The organism is Nitrospira sp. (assembly GCA_029194665.1).
Lineage (GTDB): Bacteria > Nitrospirota > Nitrospiria > Nitrospirales > Nitrospiraceae > Nitrospira_D.
In genome coordinates, this window is the sequence record JARFXO010000007.1 from 1 (window position 1) to 16,243 (window position 16,243).

General features: G+C 55.3%; 15 protein-coding genes. 8 read left to right on the forward strand and 7 right to left on the reverse strand.

Annotated elements, in window-relative coordinates; all coding sequences use genetic code 11:
* From prcA to P0119_19905, 5 genes are all read left to right on the forward strand, one after another.
* The coding region (gene prcA / locus P0119_19885; GenBank protein ID MDF0668314.1) for a proteasome subunit alpha at positions 1 to 589 on the forward strand (589 nt) is incomplete at its 5' end.
* 73 nt (positions 590 to 662) lie between these two features.
* Positions 663 to 2,057: a Pup--protein ligase gene (gene pafA / locus P0119_19890; protein ID MDF0668315.1), complete on the forward strand. Its 1,395-nt coding sequence runs from the start codon at positions 663 to 665 to the stop codon at positions 2,055 to 2,057.
* 50 nt (positions 2,058 to 2,107) lie between these two features.
* The gene (locus tag P0119_19895) at positions 2,108 to 3,052 is read left to right on the forward strand and encodes a M23 family metallopeptidase (protein ID MDF0668316.1); all 945 of its coding nucleotides are present in this window, start codon (positions 2,108 to 2,110) and stop codon (positions 3,050 to 3,052) included.
* An 89-nt stretch (positions 3,053 to 3,141) separates the two neighbouring features.
* A complete protein-coding gene (locus P0119_19900; GenBank protein ID MDF0668317.1) occupies positions 3,142 to 3,405 on the forward strand; it encodes a hypothetical protein in 264 nt (87 codons plus the stop codon).
* A gap of 164 nt (positions 3,406 to 3,569) precedes the next feature.
* Entirely contained in the window at positions 3,570 to 4,181 is a 612-nt protein-coding gene (locus P0119_19905; protein MDF0668318.1) for a hypothetical protein, read from the forward strand.
* A 168-nt stretch (positions 4,182 to 4,349) separates the two neighbouring features.
* Here the strand turns inward: P0119_19905 and P0119_19910 are convergent, their stop codons facing one another.
* Positions 4,350 to 4,673 (reverse strand): hypothetical protein, encoded by a 324-nt coding sequence (locus P0119_19910; GenBank protein MDF0668319.1) that lies wholly within the window; start codon positions 4,671 to 4,673, stop codon positions 4,350 to 4,352.
* Positions 4,674 to 4,726: 53 nt separating this feature from the next.
* The gene (locus tag P0119_19915) at positions 4,727 to 5,122 is read right to left on the reverse strand and encodes a hypothetical protein (GenBank protein ID MDF0668320.1); all 396 of its coding nucleotides are present in this window, start codon (positions 5,120 to 5,122) and stop codon (positions 4,727 to 4,729) included.
* Between the two features lie 187 nt (positions 5,123 to 5,309).
* Between P0119_19915 and P0119_19920 the strand changes: the two genes are divergently transcribed.
* Positions 5,310 to 6,077, forward strand: a complete 768-nt coding sequence (locus tag P0119_19920; protein ID MDF0668321.1) for a hypothetical protein — start codon at positions 5,310 to 5,312, stop codon at positions 6,075 to 6,077.
* Positions 6,078 to 6,181: 104 nt separating this feature from the next.
* Here P0119_19920 and P0119_19925 read toward each other — a convergent pair whose 3' ends face one another.
* The 5 genes from P0119_19925 to galU all read right to left on the reverse strand — a co-directional run bounded on the left by P0119_19925 (position 6,182) and on the right by galU (position 12,835).
* Entirely contained in the window at positions 6,182 to 7,600 is a 1,419-nt protein-coding gene (locus P0119_19925) for an HD domain-containing protein (GenBank protein MDF0668322.1), read from the reverse strand.
* Between the two features lie 14 nt (positions 7,601 to 7,614).
* Entirely contained in the window at positions 7,615 to 8,121 is a 507-nt protein-coding gene (locus tag P0119_19930) for a DUF2062 domain-containing protein (protein MDF0668323.1), read from the reverse strand.
* An 8-nt stretch (positions 8,122 to 8,129) separates the two neighbouring features.
* Positions 8,130 to 9,173 (reverse strand): thiamine-phosphate kinase, encoded by a 1,044-nt coding sequence (gene thiL, locus P0119_19935; GenBank protein MDF0668324.1) that lies wholly within the window; start codon positions 9,171 to 9,173, stop codon positions 8,130 to 8,132.
* A gap of 9 nt (positions 9,174 to 9,182) precedes the next feature.
* Positions 9,183 to 11,681: an endopeptidase La gene (gene lon / locus P0119_19940; protein ID MDF0668325.1), complete on the reverse strand. Its 2,499-nt coding sequence runs from the start codon at positions 11,679 to 11,681 to the stop codon at positions 9,183 to 9,185.
* A 257-nt stretch (positions 11,682 to 11,938) separates the two neighbouring features.
* The gene (gene galU / locus P0119_19945) at positions 11,939 to 12,835 is read right to left on the reverse strand and encodes a UTP--glucose-1-phosphate uridylyltransferase GalU (protein MDF0668326.1); all 897 of its coding nucleotides are present in this window, start codon (positions 12,833 to 12,835) and stop codon (positions 11,939 to 11,941) included.
* Between the two features lie 490 nt (positions 12,836 to 13,325).
* Here galU and bamA point away from each other — a divergent pair, with 490 nt between their 5' ends.
* Positions 13,326 to 15,647, forward strand: a complete 2,322-nt coding sequence (gene bamA, locus P0119_19950) for an outer membrane protein assembly factor BamA (protein MDF0668327.1) — start codon at positions 13,326 to 13,328, stop codon at positions 15,645 to 15,647.
* Positions 15,648 to 15,660: 13 nt separating this feature from the next.
* Positions 15,661 to 16,236 (forward strand): OmpH family outer membrane protein, encoded by a 576-nt coding sequence (locus tag P0119_19955; protein ID MDF0668328.1) that lies wholly within the window; start codon positions 15,661 to 15,663, stop codon positions 16,234 to 16,236.
* The last annotated feature ends 7 nt before the right edge of the window (positions 16,237 to 16,243 follow it).

Genomic DNA, 16,243 nt, shown 5'->3' on the forward strand with positions numbered 1-16,243 from the left:
AGAGTATAGCGACGGCATTTTGCTGACGGCAGACAATCCGAGCGCCTCGCTGCACAAGGTGTCGGAAATCTACGACAACATCGCGTTTGCGGGAGCTGGCAAGTATAGCGAGTTCGAGAACCTTCGAAAGGCGGGCATCCGCCACGCCGATCTCAGAGGATTCATGTATAGCCGGGAAGATGTGACCGGCCGCTCGCTCGCAAACGGGTATTCGCAAAGCCTGGGGACCGTGTTCAGCCAGGAAATGAAGCCGCTTGAGGTGGAGATCCTCGTCGTGCAAGCCGGTGGTAACGATTGTCCGAACGAGATCTATCGTATCTCATTTGACGGCAGCATCATCGATGAGAAGAACTTTTCCGTGATCGGCGGACGATCTGAAGTGGTACACGCTGTGCTGAAAGAAAAAAGTCCCAGTCAGGTTCCGCCCTTAGACGTCGCGTTGAAACTGTGTGTCGCGGCGCTGGAGCAAACGGCCAATCAAAAGCTGCAGCCGGAAGGGTTGGAAGTCGCGGTCCTGGACCGAACTCGTACAGGCAGAAAATTTCGACGGTTATCAATCACCGACGTTCGGCACATCCTCTCTCCATGACTCTCTGCTTTCCGTAGAGGCCTCTTTTGTTGAAGATCCAAAAGGCGGCGTATAATCTGTCTGAAGGCCATTCATGATGTCTGCCGGTCCCATGAAGCAACGAATATTCGGTCTCGAAAACGAATACGGCCTCATTTTTTCTCCTAACGGCCGTATCTATCTTCCTATGGAAAAGGTCCTGGGCTACATCTTCGAAGGACTGATCCCGAACAGTTGGCCGTCGAACGCATTCTTGGTCAACGGAGCGCGGTTCTATCAAGACACCGGCTGTCACCCCGAATACTCGACTCCGGAGTGCGACAACATCCTTGAACTCGTGGTCCACGATAAAGCAGGTGAGCGCCTGTTGGAAGCCTGTCTGCCCGCGGCAGAGGAACGGCTCCGAGAGGAAGGATTGTCCGGGGAAATCTATATTTTCAAGAATAATACAGATTCCCTGGGGAATACCTACGGATGTCATGAAAACTTCCTCATGCGGCGCGACGTCGATTTCTGGAAGGTCACCGAACAATTGATCCCCTTTTTCGTGACCCGACAGGTGTTCAGCGGGGCCGGTAAAGTCCTGAAAGTGTCGGGGAAGCCGCAATATTTCATCTCCCAGCGTGCGCAACATATTCACGAGAAGACGTCATCGTCGACGACGTCTTCCCGAAGCATCATCAATACCCGCGACGAGCCCCATTCGGACGCCGAGCGGTATCGGCGCCTCCATATCATCGTCGGGGATTCCAACATGTCGGAGTATGCCACCTATCTCAAAGTGGGAACCGCCGCACTCGTCTTGTCGATGATCGAAGAGGGGTACACCGTGCATGGGTTAGAACTCGAGGATCCTGTCAAGGCGATCCGAGAGGTTTCGCGAGATCCGACATTGAAGAAAAAAGTAAAGCTCGATGACGGACGGCAGATGACTGCCATTGAAATTCAGATGGCCTATCTCAAGAGGGCCGGAGAATATCTGAACCAACAGGCGCATGAACCCATTCTCGACGATGTGTGGGACAAATGGGAACGGATGCTCCGGCAGCTGGAAGAAGATCCGATGCAACTCATCCATCAAGTCGATTGGGTCACCAAGAAGCATTTGATCCAATCCTATGTGGACAAGAAGAATTGCGGGTGGGACGACCCGAGAGTGTTTCTCCTCGATTTGCAGTTCCATGACGTGAAGCGGACGAGAGGGTTGTATTACCTGATGGAATCTCGTGGGCATATCGAACGAATCGTCGAGGAAGAGGCCGTCCAACGGGCGATGTCCACCCCCCCTCAGACGACCAGGGCCAAGGTCCGTGGGGATTTCATTCGATTTGCTCGCGCCAAGAATCGATCCTATACGGTGGATTGGACGTATCTGAAGCTGAACGGGTATTGGGAGGAAACCATCCTTTGCATGGACCCTTTCAGCGCGGTGAATCGGCGCGTCGAGGAACTGATTTCTCAAGTGTCCGGAGGGCGGTTTTATCGATGAGGCCGGCAGGCGATCTGAGCGCTCGATGCTGTACCCTGCTAAGGCGTTTCGTGATCGGTGCCGTAGGTATGCTTGCCGGTTATCTGCTCGCCAATCTCGTTCCGGGAGGGTCTGTACCTTCTGCTCAGGGGGCTGGTGGCAGTTATACTGGGAAACAGGGAGAAATTATCGTCGTCAAAGTCCCGGTCGATGATTCAGCTGCTCGCGTGCAGGGGAAATTCTTGGGACGCTCCATTAGCTTCTTTCGCGACACTCGACTCGAAGAACCGAAAGGATTTGTCGGATTGCTCGGGATAGACCTACAAGACGGCCCGGGAACTCATGAATTGACCGTCGAGCTGCAAACGGATGAGCAGAGTCGCCTGCTCCGCTACAGCGTAACAGTCGTCAAAGGGAAATTTCACGTCGAGCATCTCACGCTGCCCAAAGACAAGGTCGATCTCGATGAAAAAAACTTGGCGCGTTGGAAGGCCGAGCAGGGGCAAGTGAAAGAGTCACTCTCGACAGATTCTCAGACCAAACTCTGGCAATCGGGCTTTGTGGAGCCGGTGAGCGGCAAGCGAACCGGGATCTTCGGCAGCGTGAGAATCATGAATGGCCAGGCGCGAAACCCGCACAACGGTGAAGATATCGGGGCTCCGCTGGGCACCGACGTCGCCGCGACGAACGATGGGGTGGTGCGTATCACCGTCGATCATATTTTCTCCGGGAAGGGCGTGTTTCTGGATCATGGGTTGGGTTTCTATTCGATGTATTTTCATCTGTCCGAAGTCCTGGTCAAGGACGGCGAGCAGGTGAAAGCCGGACAGATCATCGGGAAGGTGGGTGCCACCGGTCGAGCCACCGGTCCGCATCTCCATTGGGGTGTGAAACTCAACGGTGCGCGCGTCAACCCCTATGCCTTGCTGGATCTGCCATTTAAAAGAACGGTACAGTCGGCAGCTCCTGTATCGGCTGGTGATCCGATTTCCACCGTAGGTGCGACGGCTCCATAGTTGCGACCGGTCTCATTGCCTCTTTCCGCATGAATTCTGGTTGACCTCGCCCCACCGCGAGAATACCATTTTGAGATGAGGCATCTGCAATGAGAATCTTCTTGTTCCTCTGTTCGGCGCTCTCTCTCCTGCTTGCCGCGCATCGTTTTTCGATCGCTGAGGGGACGGGGCAAAATCAGAGTGGGTTGTTCTTTCTCCTCATCGGCATCCAGCTGCTGATTACCGCAGCACTGATCAGTCACCATCGAGAAGAACGCGCCACGAAGTCACCGACATCGACCGAAAAGGAAGATCGCAACGAGGCCAGACAAAGCAGAGGGGAGGCTTCGGAAGAACAAGGGACAAATTCGTGAGGGACAACGAGCTTGCCAAGTTGGATCAGACAGATGGGGTTTTGATCTGAGCAGTTCTCCTCCCCAAGCCGACCATTGCGTCAACTACTTCTGAAGTTCTGAAAGAGACCTAGCCGATTCCGCACCTTGTGGAGCATGCGAGATTCTCTCATCTGGAGGAACCAATGCGATTTGTCGTGGCAACGGTATCGATTTGCACGTTATTCTTTTCAAGCGGATGTGCAAACCCAATCGGCGGAAAACTAGCAACGGATTACGCGCAGGCAGCCAGCAACGCCTTACAGTCGGGAGACTGGGCAACAGCACGGATGTACCTGAGCAAAGCCATCGTCGATGCGCAACTAGGGCGTCCTAACCCGGCGCAACTCGCCGTGCTCCACTATGAGCATGGCCGTGCCTCTGGAGTTGTTTGCGAATTTTCTGACGCTGAGAAATCCCTTACCCGAGCGTATGAGTTGGACAAGCAAACGGGTGATCCTACCTACATATCCCTCCTCGAACTTGGTCGCCTTATGTTGGAGCAAAAGAAATTCGCCGAAGCAGCGGCCTACTATGAGCGAGTGATTCCTGAGCTTGAAGCAAACCGAGCCTCGACGGAAGACCCGATTGGTTTCGCTGATATTCTTGATGAATATGCGATTGCCCTACGGAATACCAATAGGGCGGCCGAAGCGCAGGCTCTTGCTACCCGTGGGGCAAAAATACGATCGGAGAATGCCGGGAAGGTTTCGATAACAGACCGTACTCCATATGGCCAGAAGTGTACGCCTAGTTGAAATGGTGGAGCGTCAGCGGCCACAAGCGGGTGCCTCTGAAGCGGCAGTAACAGAAGTCCTAAGCAAACAAATCTAAATGGGCGGATAGGTCCTATGACCGGGCGCCATCGAGTTCGGAGCACCGATATGTGGTGTCGCTCCAGGCAATTCGAGAATCGCGGGGCTTTCTCAATACACAATGGGCGGGCGTTTGCCGTTTACGATCAACAGCAGCCGTTTAAATTGTAATGGTTTGTCGGGATCACGCGTATAGTGGGTGGGATCTTCTAAGACTTCTATCTCACTGAGAGGGATCGACAGTTTCTGCCGGATATGAGGGATGCTGGATTCCAGTTCCAGCTCCAGGTCCACTAATCGCTCGCTGCATCCGGTCACGATGGTGTTGATATCGCCTTGATCGTCAAACTGCACGGTGACCCGTTCTTCGGGATTGATCCAAGGGGTGATGAGGGCCACCTTGCCCGCAGGACTCATGGCGAAAGCGTTACCCATGCCTTTATCATACCTCTATAGGTTCCATCGATGTCACTAGGGTATTCCCGCAGTTAATCAGGCGAGATGCCCAACCCTCCCATCAACGGCATCAAGCTCTCTTCCCCTGGTCCCTTTCCCTGCCTCGATGCATCAGCGATTTCTTCGAGGAGCTGGGCGGCTTCGGGGCTCAGCTGTTTCAACTTTTCTCCAAGTTGCCCGGACGTCAAGCCTTGTTGAATCTCGGTATCCGAGATTTTCCCGTCCTTGACGCCCTGCTGGAGGATCTGTGCTAGAGACTGCACTTTTGCCAGGATGTCGGGGGGCATACCGTTCAGGATGCTGACCGCGTCGTGCCGACCACCTCCACTCTGAGCAAGGGTTGGAATGGCCGGCGAAAGCAAAAGCCCACAGAGAGCAATTATCAGTTTTCCTGTTAAACCCATCGTAGCCTCCTCTTTTGGCATCATGAGTTGAGACTCCAACCCACTCGATCCTTGCAGGATGTCTGCCAATTCTCGCTCAGAAGGAGGATGATGGTTTAGAGGGAAGAAATAGGGTCAAGTGCACTCGGGCATTAACCGATACAGTTCCATACCCATTTGAGAAATCGAGGGATTTGGGGGTTGACCTCATTGAGGACGGAGAGGAGCACTGATGCTTGAGGAGTGGGTATTTCCGGACGTGACGTGCTACTTAGTGGCCATTCTTGGCCTGCTCGTGGTGTGGCAATACTACCAGATGCAAATCATGGCCGGGCGAATCCTGGCCATCGATATCTTCGATCGCTCCGGCATTCGCATGTATATCTACGTGACGCCCAGTGACGACCATATCTGTGGGGTTTGTGCCGCATCGAATGGCTGCTTCTTCCTACCTTCCCAGGTCGCGAAGAAGAAGTTTTCGCCGCTTACCGGGGAATGTCAACGACCGATCCCCTGTATCGGGGTACTGATCGGACTGTACGGGGCTTGGTTGGAAGCAAGAGGTGTCTTGGAATACCTTCGGAAAAATGCCCCAAATGCCGGCCTCCAGTTGTCTTCAGAAGAAGTGCGGGCATTGGTAAACGGGCAGTGGGAACGGTGCATCAGCGCCGACACAGATCGCCTGGGGATCCATATGATCGAGGCTTTCAGCTATGAACAGATCAATCCAGAGGTCTCGATCGAAGGTTATCGGTATGTGGTGAACGAGGTGAAAGAAGTGCGGCATCTGATGTTTCTTGTTCCCGCCTACCTTCGACTCACGCAGTTGTTGCTACGTGTGGGAGAAGAGGCTGAAGCGCTTGAGACCATCGAGCGATTTGAGAACCGGTTCCCACCAACAAAACGCGGCCCCCATTTCCCATCATATGAGCAGAGGGAGACAATGAAGACGAAGAGGGTCCAACTACTGAACGACCTGCCCCTCCAAGTGTCCGCCTAAGAACCACCAAGGAGACTACGGCTGTCCGTCCTCCGCAGGAGGCTGCTACGGAGGATGGATCAAGCAGTGAGCTTCCACGCCACGACGATTGACTCACCAACCGTTCAGTAATTGGATTCGAGGCTGGTCGGTGTCTTGTTGAGGACGGTCGCGGCAGCCTGCGAGAGGGCCGCGTCGTGGTGGTGGTCGGGCGAATAGATACGAAACTGGATCAGTTTCGTGGGCAGAAGATCCAAGAATTCTTCCAGCGGCTCGGTCGAAACCTGACCCGTTCCGGGGTCGTACACGTAAAGATGATTTCCACGACTGTCCTTTGGGTCAGGCCGTGGATCCAACAGAGCCATGTCCACACGAAACGGCAGCCGTTTCAAGCCGGCGGGCAGCTCCTTGACGATCTGCTGTTCAAAATGTCGATGGCTAGGGAACGTCATGCCTCGTTCCTGTCCTTTTTCTTTCAGCGTCGTGCTATAGGCCATCTTCCATTTGACGTCTCTGCCTAAGATCCTGGCCCATTCCTGTCCTAGCTGCCGGCGGGCTTTGTGACGAGACTGTTTCCACTCTCGGACTTCTTCAAAGAGAGACCAATCTGTTAGGGTCAGATACCCGTCCATGTGTTTGCGCGGATCCTTGGGGCAGAGCAGCTTCATCGTCTGACCGAAAATGTCCCGCAGATGGATGTCGATCGCTCTGGTGGTGCGATGGAAATAGACGTTGGAGTAGAGGTACATCCTGGTGTTCAGGAACATTTGGAGGGATGGAAGTCCGGTTTTGTGAATGGTGAACCCTTTCTCCGTCACGATCGTGTAATGGATCAACCTCGTCAGATCGACCGGGCCGACCGCCACACCGCACATATACGAGTCTCTCAAGACATAGTCCAGATTATCTCCAGTGTAACTTCCTGAGATCACAGGCTGAAGCATGTTCAACCAGCGAGGGAGGCGGGAATTGTCCTTATCTTTCTCCTTGAGGATCAGATGGGCAATCTGGTCGGTATTCAGCTCCTCCCCTTTCGCGAATGGTCCGGACGGGCTTCGGCGGATTTTTCTGATGAAGGGGGCCAAATGTTCCCGGATGATGATCTGCCCCAACCGTTCATGGGTCAGGCCATGGGCGTGGAGAAAATTGTCATCGAAAAAATGGCAAAACGGACCGTGTCCGATGTCGTGAACCAAGGCCGTCACCCGTAAAAGTTCTTCGACAAAATTGGCCGACGGCACGTCTTTGACGGCTTTCTGGAGAAAAGGATACAGATGTCGAGCGAACCGTCCCGCTACGTGCATCGTCCCGAGAGAGTGCACGAATCTGGTATGTTCCGCCGAAGGATAAACCCAGCGGGCGCTCTGCAGCTGGTAAATGTATCGCAGCCGCTGAACCCAGGGAGAATCAATCAGGTCTTTTTCGGTGTGTTCATGTGGATCAGGACGCGCGTACGGTACGGTGAACGTGACGTATCGGTGGATGGGATCGGCGATGAGCGCCGATCCATCATACGGAGCGTTCGGTCGGTCTGCCGATTCCATGGCGAGCGGGCATCTTAGCCCACCTGGTCGGACGGCGGCAACGGTTTGGCTGAGGGTTTGGCGGGCGTGGAGCGATGTTTGTGGAAAAACAAGTAGGCGGCTGGATAGGACAACAAGGCCCCGAGCAGGCTGAGAACGAGTCCTCCGAGGATGAAAGGGGCTGCGTAAGGAAGCACTTGTTCGTAGATGCCGCTGAAACTCAGATCGTGCCAGTCAAAATTCGGCACATCGGCCCGTCCCAAGAGCAAGGCACCGGTCCAGTAGGTTGCACCTAAGATGGGAATGATGGTCCAGGGATTGTTGATCAAGGCACCGGTGAACAAGGCCAAGAAATTGAGTCCGAACAGCCAGGTGCACAGCACGACCATCGCTGTGTGCAGGCCATAGGCGGGTGAGAATGCGATGAAGACGCCCAGCGCAAATGCCAGCGCGGTGCGTTGGGGTGACTCCTGCAAGTGGAGCACTTGACGTAAGAGTGCGCGGAATGATCGGGCCCCTCGCACCGACGGTTGGTGATTCATGTCGGACATCAGCGGAAATGTTCGTAACTGATGGGGGGCATCGGCTGCCTTCGACCGTCGGTCGTCATCTGAATCCCGAACCGGCGCGGGCGAATTGTTCCGATACGGGTGATGCGATAGCCGCTGGTACCTGCTTGCCGCTCAATAGTAGTGCTGTCGTGCGGAGAAGCGGTGAACAGCAGTTCATAGTCTTCGCCACCGGTGAGCGCGAGTCGAATCGGCGAGGTTCCGGCCGTCCGTGCATAGGCTCGACAGGCCGGCGAGATCGGTAGCTGATCGAGTTCCACTTCTGCGCCGACTCGACTTGCTTCGCAGAGATGCCGAAGATCTCCGGAGAGGCCATCGGACAGATCGATGGCGGCGGAGGCGAGTCTCTTCTCGTTGAGCCACCGGCCTTCAGCGACCCTCGCGGTCGGGTGGGAATGGCGGCGGACAAGAAACTGCCGATGGGAACGCGAAAGGTCTCGCTTCCTCTTGCTCAAGGGGTGCGGGCTTGCGCTGTTCATCAAGAGGTTGAGCCCTGCCAGGGAGTCTCCAAGAGTACCCGAGACATAGATGTGATCTCCCACTTTGGCACCGTGCCGAAAGAGCGCCCGATGCCTGCTTGTCGTACCGACCAAGGTGATACTGAGAAAGAGGCCTGCTTTTGACGTCGAGGTGTCTCCACCGATGAGTGCCACGTCATGCAGGCGGCAAGCCTTCATCAAGCCGCGGTACAACTTGTCGATGTGGGGCTGCTTCACTATCTTCGGGATGGCGAGTGAGATGAGCAGATAGCGAGGAACGGCGCCCATCGCAGCAATATCGCTGAGGTTGGCCATGGCGGCTCGGTATCCGACCGACTCAGGCGTAGCCGCCTTCAGGTCAAAGTGAATTCCCTCGGCAAGCAGGTCCGTTGTGAGATGCCACCAGGTTCGGGCAGAAGTCTCGATCACAGCTGCATCGTCGCCGATGCCTTGAACGAGCCCTAGCGCGTGACAGGCATATCGCTGTTCGAGAGATCGGATCAGACCAAATTCGTGAAGGGGGGCGTTGGCCGAATGACGGACCACGGCACTATCCTATGACCGTGCGGGCTCTCGGTTTGCCATCACTGTGGCGGGAAGTTCGTGCGACCGTCGGCCTTTGCCTGGTCGTAGGGGGCGGATGCGCGTCGGTGCCGGAGGGGCTGATGGTTTCCTAGAGGCAGGCGAAGTCTTGACGCCTCGGCGGAGGGCAATCTTCATGACATCATCCATGGTATCGACGAACGCCAATTGAATGCCTTTGAGGAGATGTTTGGGGATTTCCTCAAGGTCCTTCTTATTCCGACGTGGAAGGATTACCGTCGTGAGCTTTGCCCGTTTCGCCGCCAAAATCTTTTCCTTGAGTCCCCCGATCGGAAGCACGCGGCCGCGCAAGGTGATCTCTCCGGTCATCGCCAAATCACGTCGTGCGGGAATGCCGGAAAACGCCGAGGCAATGGCGGTTGCCATTGTGATGCCGGCCGAGGGACCGTCTTTGGGAATCGCCCCGGCCGGCACGTGGATGTGCAGGTCTTGTTTGCTGAACATCACGGGGCTGAGATGCAAGGTTTTTTCTCGCGAGCGGACGTAGCTGAGCGCTGCCTGGGCGGATTCTTTCATCACATCTCCCAGATGGCCGGTGAGGGTCAACTGGCCTTTCCCCTTCATCACCGTCGCCTCGATGTAAAGCACATCGCCACCCGATTCCGTCCAGGCTAGGCCGGTCGCCACACCGATTTCGTCCTTCTCGAGTTCCGCTTCCGGCACATATTTTGGCACTCCCAGATATCTATGGAGATTGGACGGCTCGATCGGAAACCCCAGACCTTTGCCCTCGGCGACTTTCTTTGCAACCTTACGCATCACATTGGCGATCTCGCGCTCGAGGTTCCGCACTCCGGCCTCGCGTGTGTAGTGCGAAATGATCTGGCGGATCGCCGGCTCGGTAAAGCGGAGATGTTTGATCGTAATGCCGTGCTCTTCGAGCTGCCGGGGAATCAGGTATTTCTGGGCGATACCAAGTTTTTCCTCTTCTGTATATCCTGGAATTTCAATGATCTCCATGCGATCGCGCAACGCGGGAAGGATCGGATCGATCAAATTCGCCGTGGTGATGAACATCACTTCGGTCAGGTCGAATGGGACGCCGAGGTAGTGGTCGGTGAACGCACTGTTTTGCTCCGGATCGAGGACCTCCAACAAGGCTGCCGAGGGGTCGCCCCGAAAATCCATGCCAACCTTGTCCACCTCGTCAAGCATGAACACGGGGTTACCGGTGCCCGCTTGCTTCATGCCTTGGATGATGCGTCCCGGTAATGCGCCGACATAGGTGCGGCGGTGGCCGCGGATTTCTGCCTCATCCCGCACGCCGCCCAAGCTGATACGCACAAACTCGCGGCCCAATGAGCGGGCGATCGACTTCCCCAGCGATGTCTTGCCGACTCCAGGTGGGCCGACAAAGCAGAGGATCGGCCCCTTCATCTTCTCTTTCAGCTTTCGGACGGCCAGGTATTCGAGAATCCGCTCCTTGACCTTTTCGAGGTCATAGTGGTCGTCGTTCAATACCTTGGCGGCGGCCTTCAGATCGAGGTTATCCTTCGACCGCTTCGACCACGGCAATTCGACCATCCATTCCAGATAGGTTCTCACCGTCGCGGATTCGGCGGTATCCGGGTGCATCTTTTCGAGACGCTTGAGCTGTTTTTCAGATTCTTTCAGGACCTTGTCGGGCATCTTCGCATCTTTGATGCGCTTCCGGAATTCCGTGACTTCTTCCGCCCGCTCATCGAGTTCACCCAACTCCTTTTGAATGGCCTTCAGTTGTTCCCGCAGAAAGTATTCCCGTTGGGTCTTGTCCATCTCGCCCTTGGCTTGGGCCTGAATCTTTTGCTGCATGGAGAGGACTTCGATTTCCTTCCCGAGAATGTCGCTCACTTGACGAAGGCGATGAATTGGATCAGAGATTTCCAAGACGGCTTGGGTGGCGTCGACCTTGAGGCCGAGATTTGAGGCGACCATGTCGGCCAATCGTCCCGGCTCTTCGAGGTTTTCGATGACGACCATGACATCGGGGATCAGGACTTTCCCCAAGCTTACGATTCGTTCGATCTGCTCTTTCACGGTCCGCATGACGGCTTCCGCCTCAAGGCCCGTGGACGTCGATTTCGTATCAATCAGTTTGTCGATCCGAACGGAGTAGTAGGGGTCGGTCTGAATGTATTTGGTGATCTTCGCTTTGGCGATGCCTTGCACCAGGATTTTGATGCGTTCATCGGGCAACTTCAGCATCCGCATGATGAGGCCGACGGTGCCGATGGCATGGATGTCTTTCGGAGCGGGATTTTCGACGTCGAGTGCTTTCTGCGTCGCGAGGAAAATCATCCGATTGCCGGCAAGGGCCGCTTCGATGGCCTTGATCGACATGTCGCGTCCGACGAACAGGGGAAGCACCATGTACGGAAAGACGACGATATCTCGGACCGGCAACAGCGGGAGCTGGCCCGGAACCTCAACGTTTTGTGGAGGTTGAATCTCTTGTTCGTTTGGGTCGGTCATGTGCCTGCCTGTGCGATATCGCTAAATCGCTAAGCGGTGGCCGGTCCGAGGGACCGGGTTGTGCAACGACTCATCCTGTGTTTGAGCGCCATGATCTCTCACGTCTATGAGACTCGGTGTTCCATTACTTATGGAACTGAATGAGCGATCGGGATCGCGCGATGCACCGGATCGAACAACCCGTTCACTCTCAAGCCTGGTGCAGCAGGGCTGTTGCTGGAAATCCCGCGACTGGGTGTCCATCAGGCCTGATGGGATCATCCTCGACGATTATTCGATGTGGTGTGCATTCTGGTCGAAAGGTAGTCGCGGAATTCCGATCCCAATGCCGGATTCTTCAATGCGAACTCAACAGTGGCGATCAAAAAGCCCAATTTGTCTCCGGCGTCGTGGCGCTGCCCCTCCACCTCCAGAGCAAACATCGGAGTTTTTTTTGCGAGTGTCTTAAGTGCATCGGTCAATTGAATTTCCCCGTTCTTTCCAGGGGCGGTTTTTCTCAGGATCGGGAAGATTTCCGGGGGAAGGACATACCGGCCGATCACGGCGAGCGTGGATGGGGCATCGGTCGGCGATGGTTTCTCAACCAAATCTTCAACCCGATGCAAGCCATGAGCGAGGCGCTTGGGGGTCACAATTCCGTACCGGCTGACATCTGCTTTGGGAACCTCCTGCACTCCGAGCACCGCCCCATGCCGCTTTTTATAGACGTGGATCAATTGCGCGAGCCCTGGGACGTCGGCGTCGATGATCTCGTCTCCGAGAATGACGGCGAAGGGTTCATCGCCGATCAGATGCTGCGCGCACAACACGGCATGCCCCAAGCCGAGCGCTTCAGATTGCCGCACGTAACAGAAATTCGCGAGGTTCGAGATCTGTCGGATTTGATGGAGCACCTGACTCTTGCCGGTGCCTTTCAAATTTTCTTCCAACTCGACCGAACGATCAAAGTGATCTTCGATGGCACGTTTCCCGCGGCCGGTAATCACGATGATGTCCTCGATGCCAGAGGCCACCGCTTCTTCGACCGTATATTGAATGAGCGGTTTGTCGACCAACGGCAACATCTCTTTCGGGGATGCCTTTGTGGCGGGAAGGAAGCGTGTCCCAAGGCCGGCGGCGGGAATGATCGCTTTTCTGACAGTCAGACGTGACATGGAAGGATACTATGTGATGGGGTGTATGAAGTCAAGAAACCAACGAACTCATCTCATCGACAGCGACGTTTTCGTTCCTGGGCAAAGAAGACATGAACACGCTCACGGACGAGTCGTGTGTCGTGTCGGTTCTGCGGAGTGGCGTGTGACTGTCACAATCGATGCGATCCTTGAGAACGTCCGTCGTAGAGCCACGCCAGATGTACGCACCTCAAATCGGAAAAGTCGTGTCGGAGCGGAGGGCGCTGCTTTACAATGCAGGATGGCCTCAATATAATCCGGAAGTTTTGCGCGGGCGGGTGGTGCAGGATGTCCGCGTGGTAGAGCTGCCGGACTGTGGATTCCCGACAACGAGCCTCTTGCGGTTCAGCGTGTTCTCCAGAGCGGGACGGACTGGTCGAGAACCGGCGCCATCGATAACGGAGAGGATCTGCGTGAGGGTTGCAGCCGCACGCCCTGTCTCCATACTTTGCCACAGGAATCCTTATCGGTGATCGAACATGCCGTCTACAGCCCTCGATCGTTCCTGGTCGCGGCCATGGCCGTCTCCGTGTTGTGGGGCGTGCTTGAAGCACTTGCTCAGACACCCGACCTCAAGGTCGCTTCGATCGACATTCGGGGAGCCAAACGAATCGAAGTTCCGGCGATTGCCGGTCGGCTCACACTGAAGGTCGGCGACCGCTATTCTCCGGAAACCGTGCGCGGACAAGTGAAGATTCTATACGACACGGGTTTTTTCGAGGATGTGCAGGTTGAAACAGAATCGATCGCCGAGGGGATGGCGGTGACCTTTGTCGTGCAGGAAAAGCCGTTCATCACCGAGATCGTCTTCGACGGTAATGAGCAGTTGACCGACGAGAAGCTGAAAGAAAAAACGACCATCAAAAGCCAGACATTTCTTGATCCACAACAGGTGAAAGATAGCGCCGAGGCCATTCGCCTGACCTACCAGCATGAGGGATATTTCAACGCGCAGGTTGTTCCCGTGACCGAGACATTGGACGAGGAACGAAAGCGCCTGACCTTCCATATTACGGAGGGAGAGAAGGCGAAGGTCAAGACGGTGACGTTCGAAGGGCTGCGTGCGGCAACGAAGAACGAGATGCTCGCTGTCATGTCGACTCGGGAATGGATTCCTTGGTACGGGCTCGTCACGAAGTTCAAGTTGCCTTCGATGGTGTCCGACGCGGGCGTCTTGAAGCGTGAAGAGCTGGCCAATGATGTGGAGCGGATCAGGGAAGTACTGCTGAACAAAGGCTACTTCAATGTGCGGGTCGGTCAGCCGTCGGTGGAGCTCACCGACGATAGAAAATGGTTCCTCGTCACCTACCACATCACCGAGGGAGAGCCGTTTACCATAGGAGAAATCGGGTTTCGAGGGCATACAGTCTTTGAGGAGCCGGAGCTTCGAGCAGGATTGAGGATGAAAGAGGGGGAAATCTTTCAGCGTGCCAAAATCCGAGATGAGATCTCCCGAGTCACGGAACTGTATGGGAGCAGGGGGTATGCGTTTGCGGAAGTTGTACCCAGCGTGAATCCGAACAATGAGGAACGGACGGTCGGCATCCTCTTCAACATCAAAGAAGGGCAGATGATGCGGATCCGACAGATCAACATCTACGGCAATGATAAGACACGAGACAACGTCATCCGGCGGGAAATACGAGTGGACGAACAGGATGTGATCGACACCGCCTCCCTGAAGCGAAGTTTCCAACGCTTGAACAACTTGAATTTCTTCGAAACGGTTGAGATCCTGCCGACGCAAGTCGAGCCGGACAAGGTCGATCTGAATGTGCGTGTGAAGGAAAAACCGACCGGGATGTTCAGCGTCGGCGGCGGGTTCAGCACATTGGACCAACTCGTGGCGGTTGCCGATATCACCCAAGCCAACTTGGGCGGGTACGGCTACCTCCTGCGCGTCCGCGGGCAACTCGGTCAGCGAAGAACTCTCGGGTCCATCACGTTTCGCAATCCCTATCTGTACGACTCATTGACGTCGCTGCAGATCGATGGCTACCGCACGATGACGAATTACCTTAGTTATTTTGAGGAACGAACCGGCGGAAACGTCACACTCGGCCGTTGGATATCGGAATATGTGACGACCAGTATCAGCCTCTTCGGAGAAATACTCACCTACAGGGATCCCGCACCCGGTATCTGTCCGGATCTGGTTCCGGTCGTGTGTCAACAGCTCGGGACGAACTCGAGTACGGGATTTCGGACGTCGCTGTTCAGAGATACCAGAGATTACTATCTCGATCCCAGAAGCGGTTGGCGTAGCGGCGGAGGGTTTGACGTCGGAACACCCTATCTTGGGGGTACCTACAATTTCATTAAATATTATGTGGACGTGGTCAAGTACACGCCCCTCCCCTTCGATATGAGGTTTGCGGTGCGGGCTCGCGCGGGAGCGCTCGAGGCGCTGGGAGGAACAGACACTCCGCTGAATGAACGGTTTTTCGTGGGAGGCATCAACACGGTGCGTGGGTTTTCCTTCGGACGGGCCGGTCCCACAGTCCCCACGACCCATTCCCCCTACGGCGCGGTCAGACAATTGATCTTCAACACCGAGTTGATCTTTACGATCTCCGCCGAGGCGAAATTGAACGGTGTGCTCTTTTTCGACTACGGGAAGGGTTTTGACAACGGTGAGCCGTGGTCGTTCAATTTGAGACCTGCTGCCGGTATTGAGGGACGCTGGATTTCTCCCTTCGGTCCCTTGCGTGTCGCCTATGGGATCAACCTAGACCCACGACCCGGTGAGCGAGTCGGCGTGTTCGAGTTTACGATCGGGACCTTGTTTTAGTCGGAGCCTTGGCGTGGTACGTTGGGATAGGGATCGATGGAGGCAATCGGCGGGGCGGATCGAATGGACAGTGATGTCGGTGTCGGTCGCCATGATGCTGGTTCTCAGTGGATGTGCCGGAGGCGGGGGCAAAATCGACACCAAGATCGGCGTGATCAATTCACAGCGATTGCTCAACGAGACGAGCGCTGGCAAAAAAGCCAAAGAGAATCTGACCGCCTTCTCGAAAAATCGACAGGCACTGATGGAATTGGAAGAAAAGGAGTTGCGGAGGATGGAAGAGGACTTTACCAAGCAGTCCTCTGTCCTCAGCCCTGCCGCGAAGCGAGATCGGGAAGAACAGTTTCGCCGGCGCATGCAAGAGTACCAGCAAAAGGCCTCGGAATTGAATCGAGAAGTCCAGGAAAAACAAAAAGACGTCCTGGAAGGGTTTCGCGATAAGATCGAAACGGTCGTGGCAAAGGTCGCCAAGCGCCTTGGGCTGCAGGTGGTCGTTGATAAGAGCAAGGGTGGTCCGACCATCTATCATGAAGCAGACATGGACATTTCAGGTCTGGTCATCGATGAATTCAACCGCGAATATCCGTAATATCTGC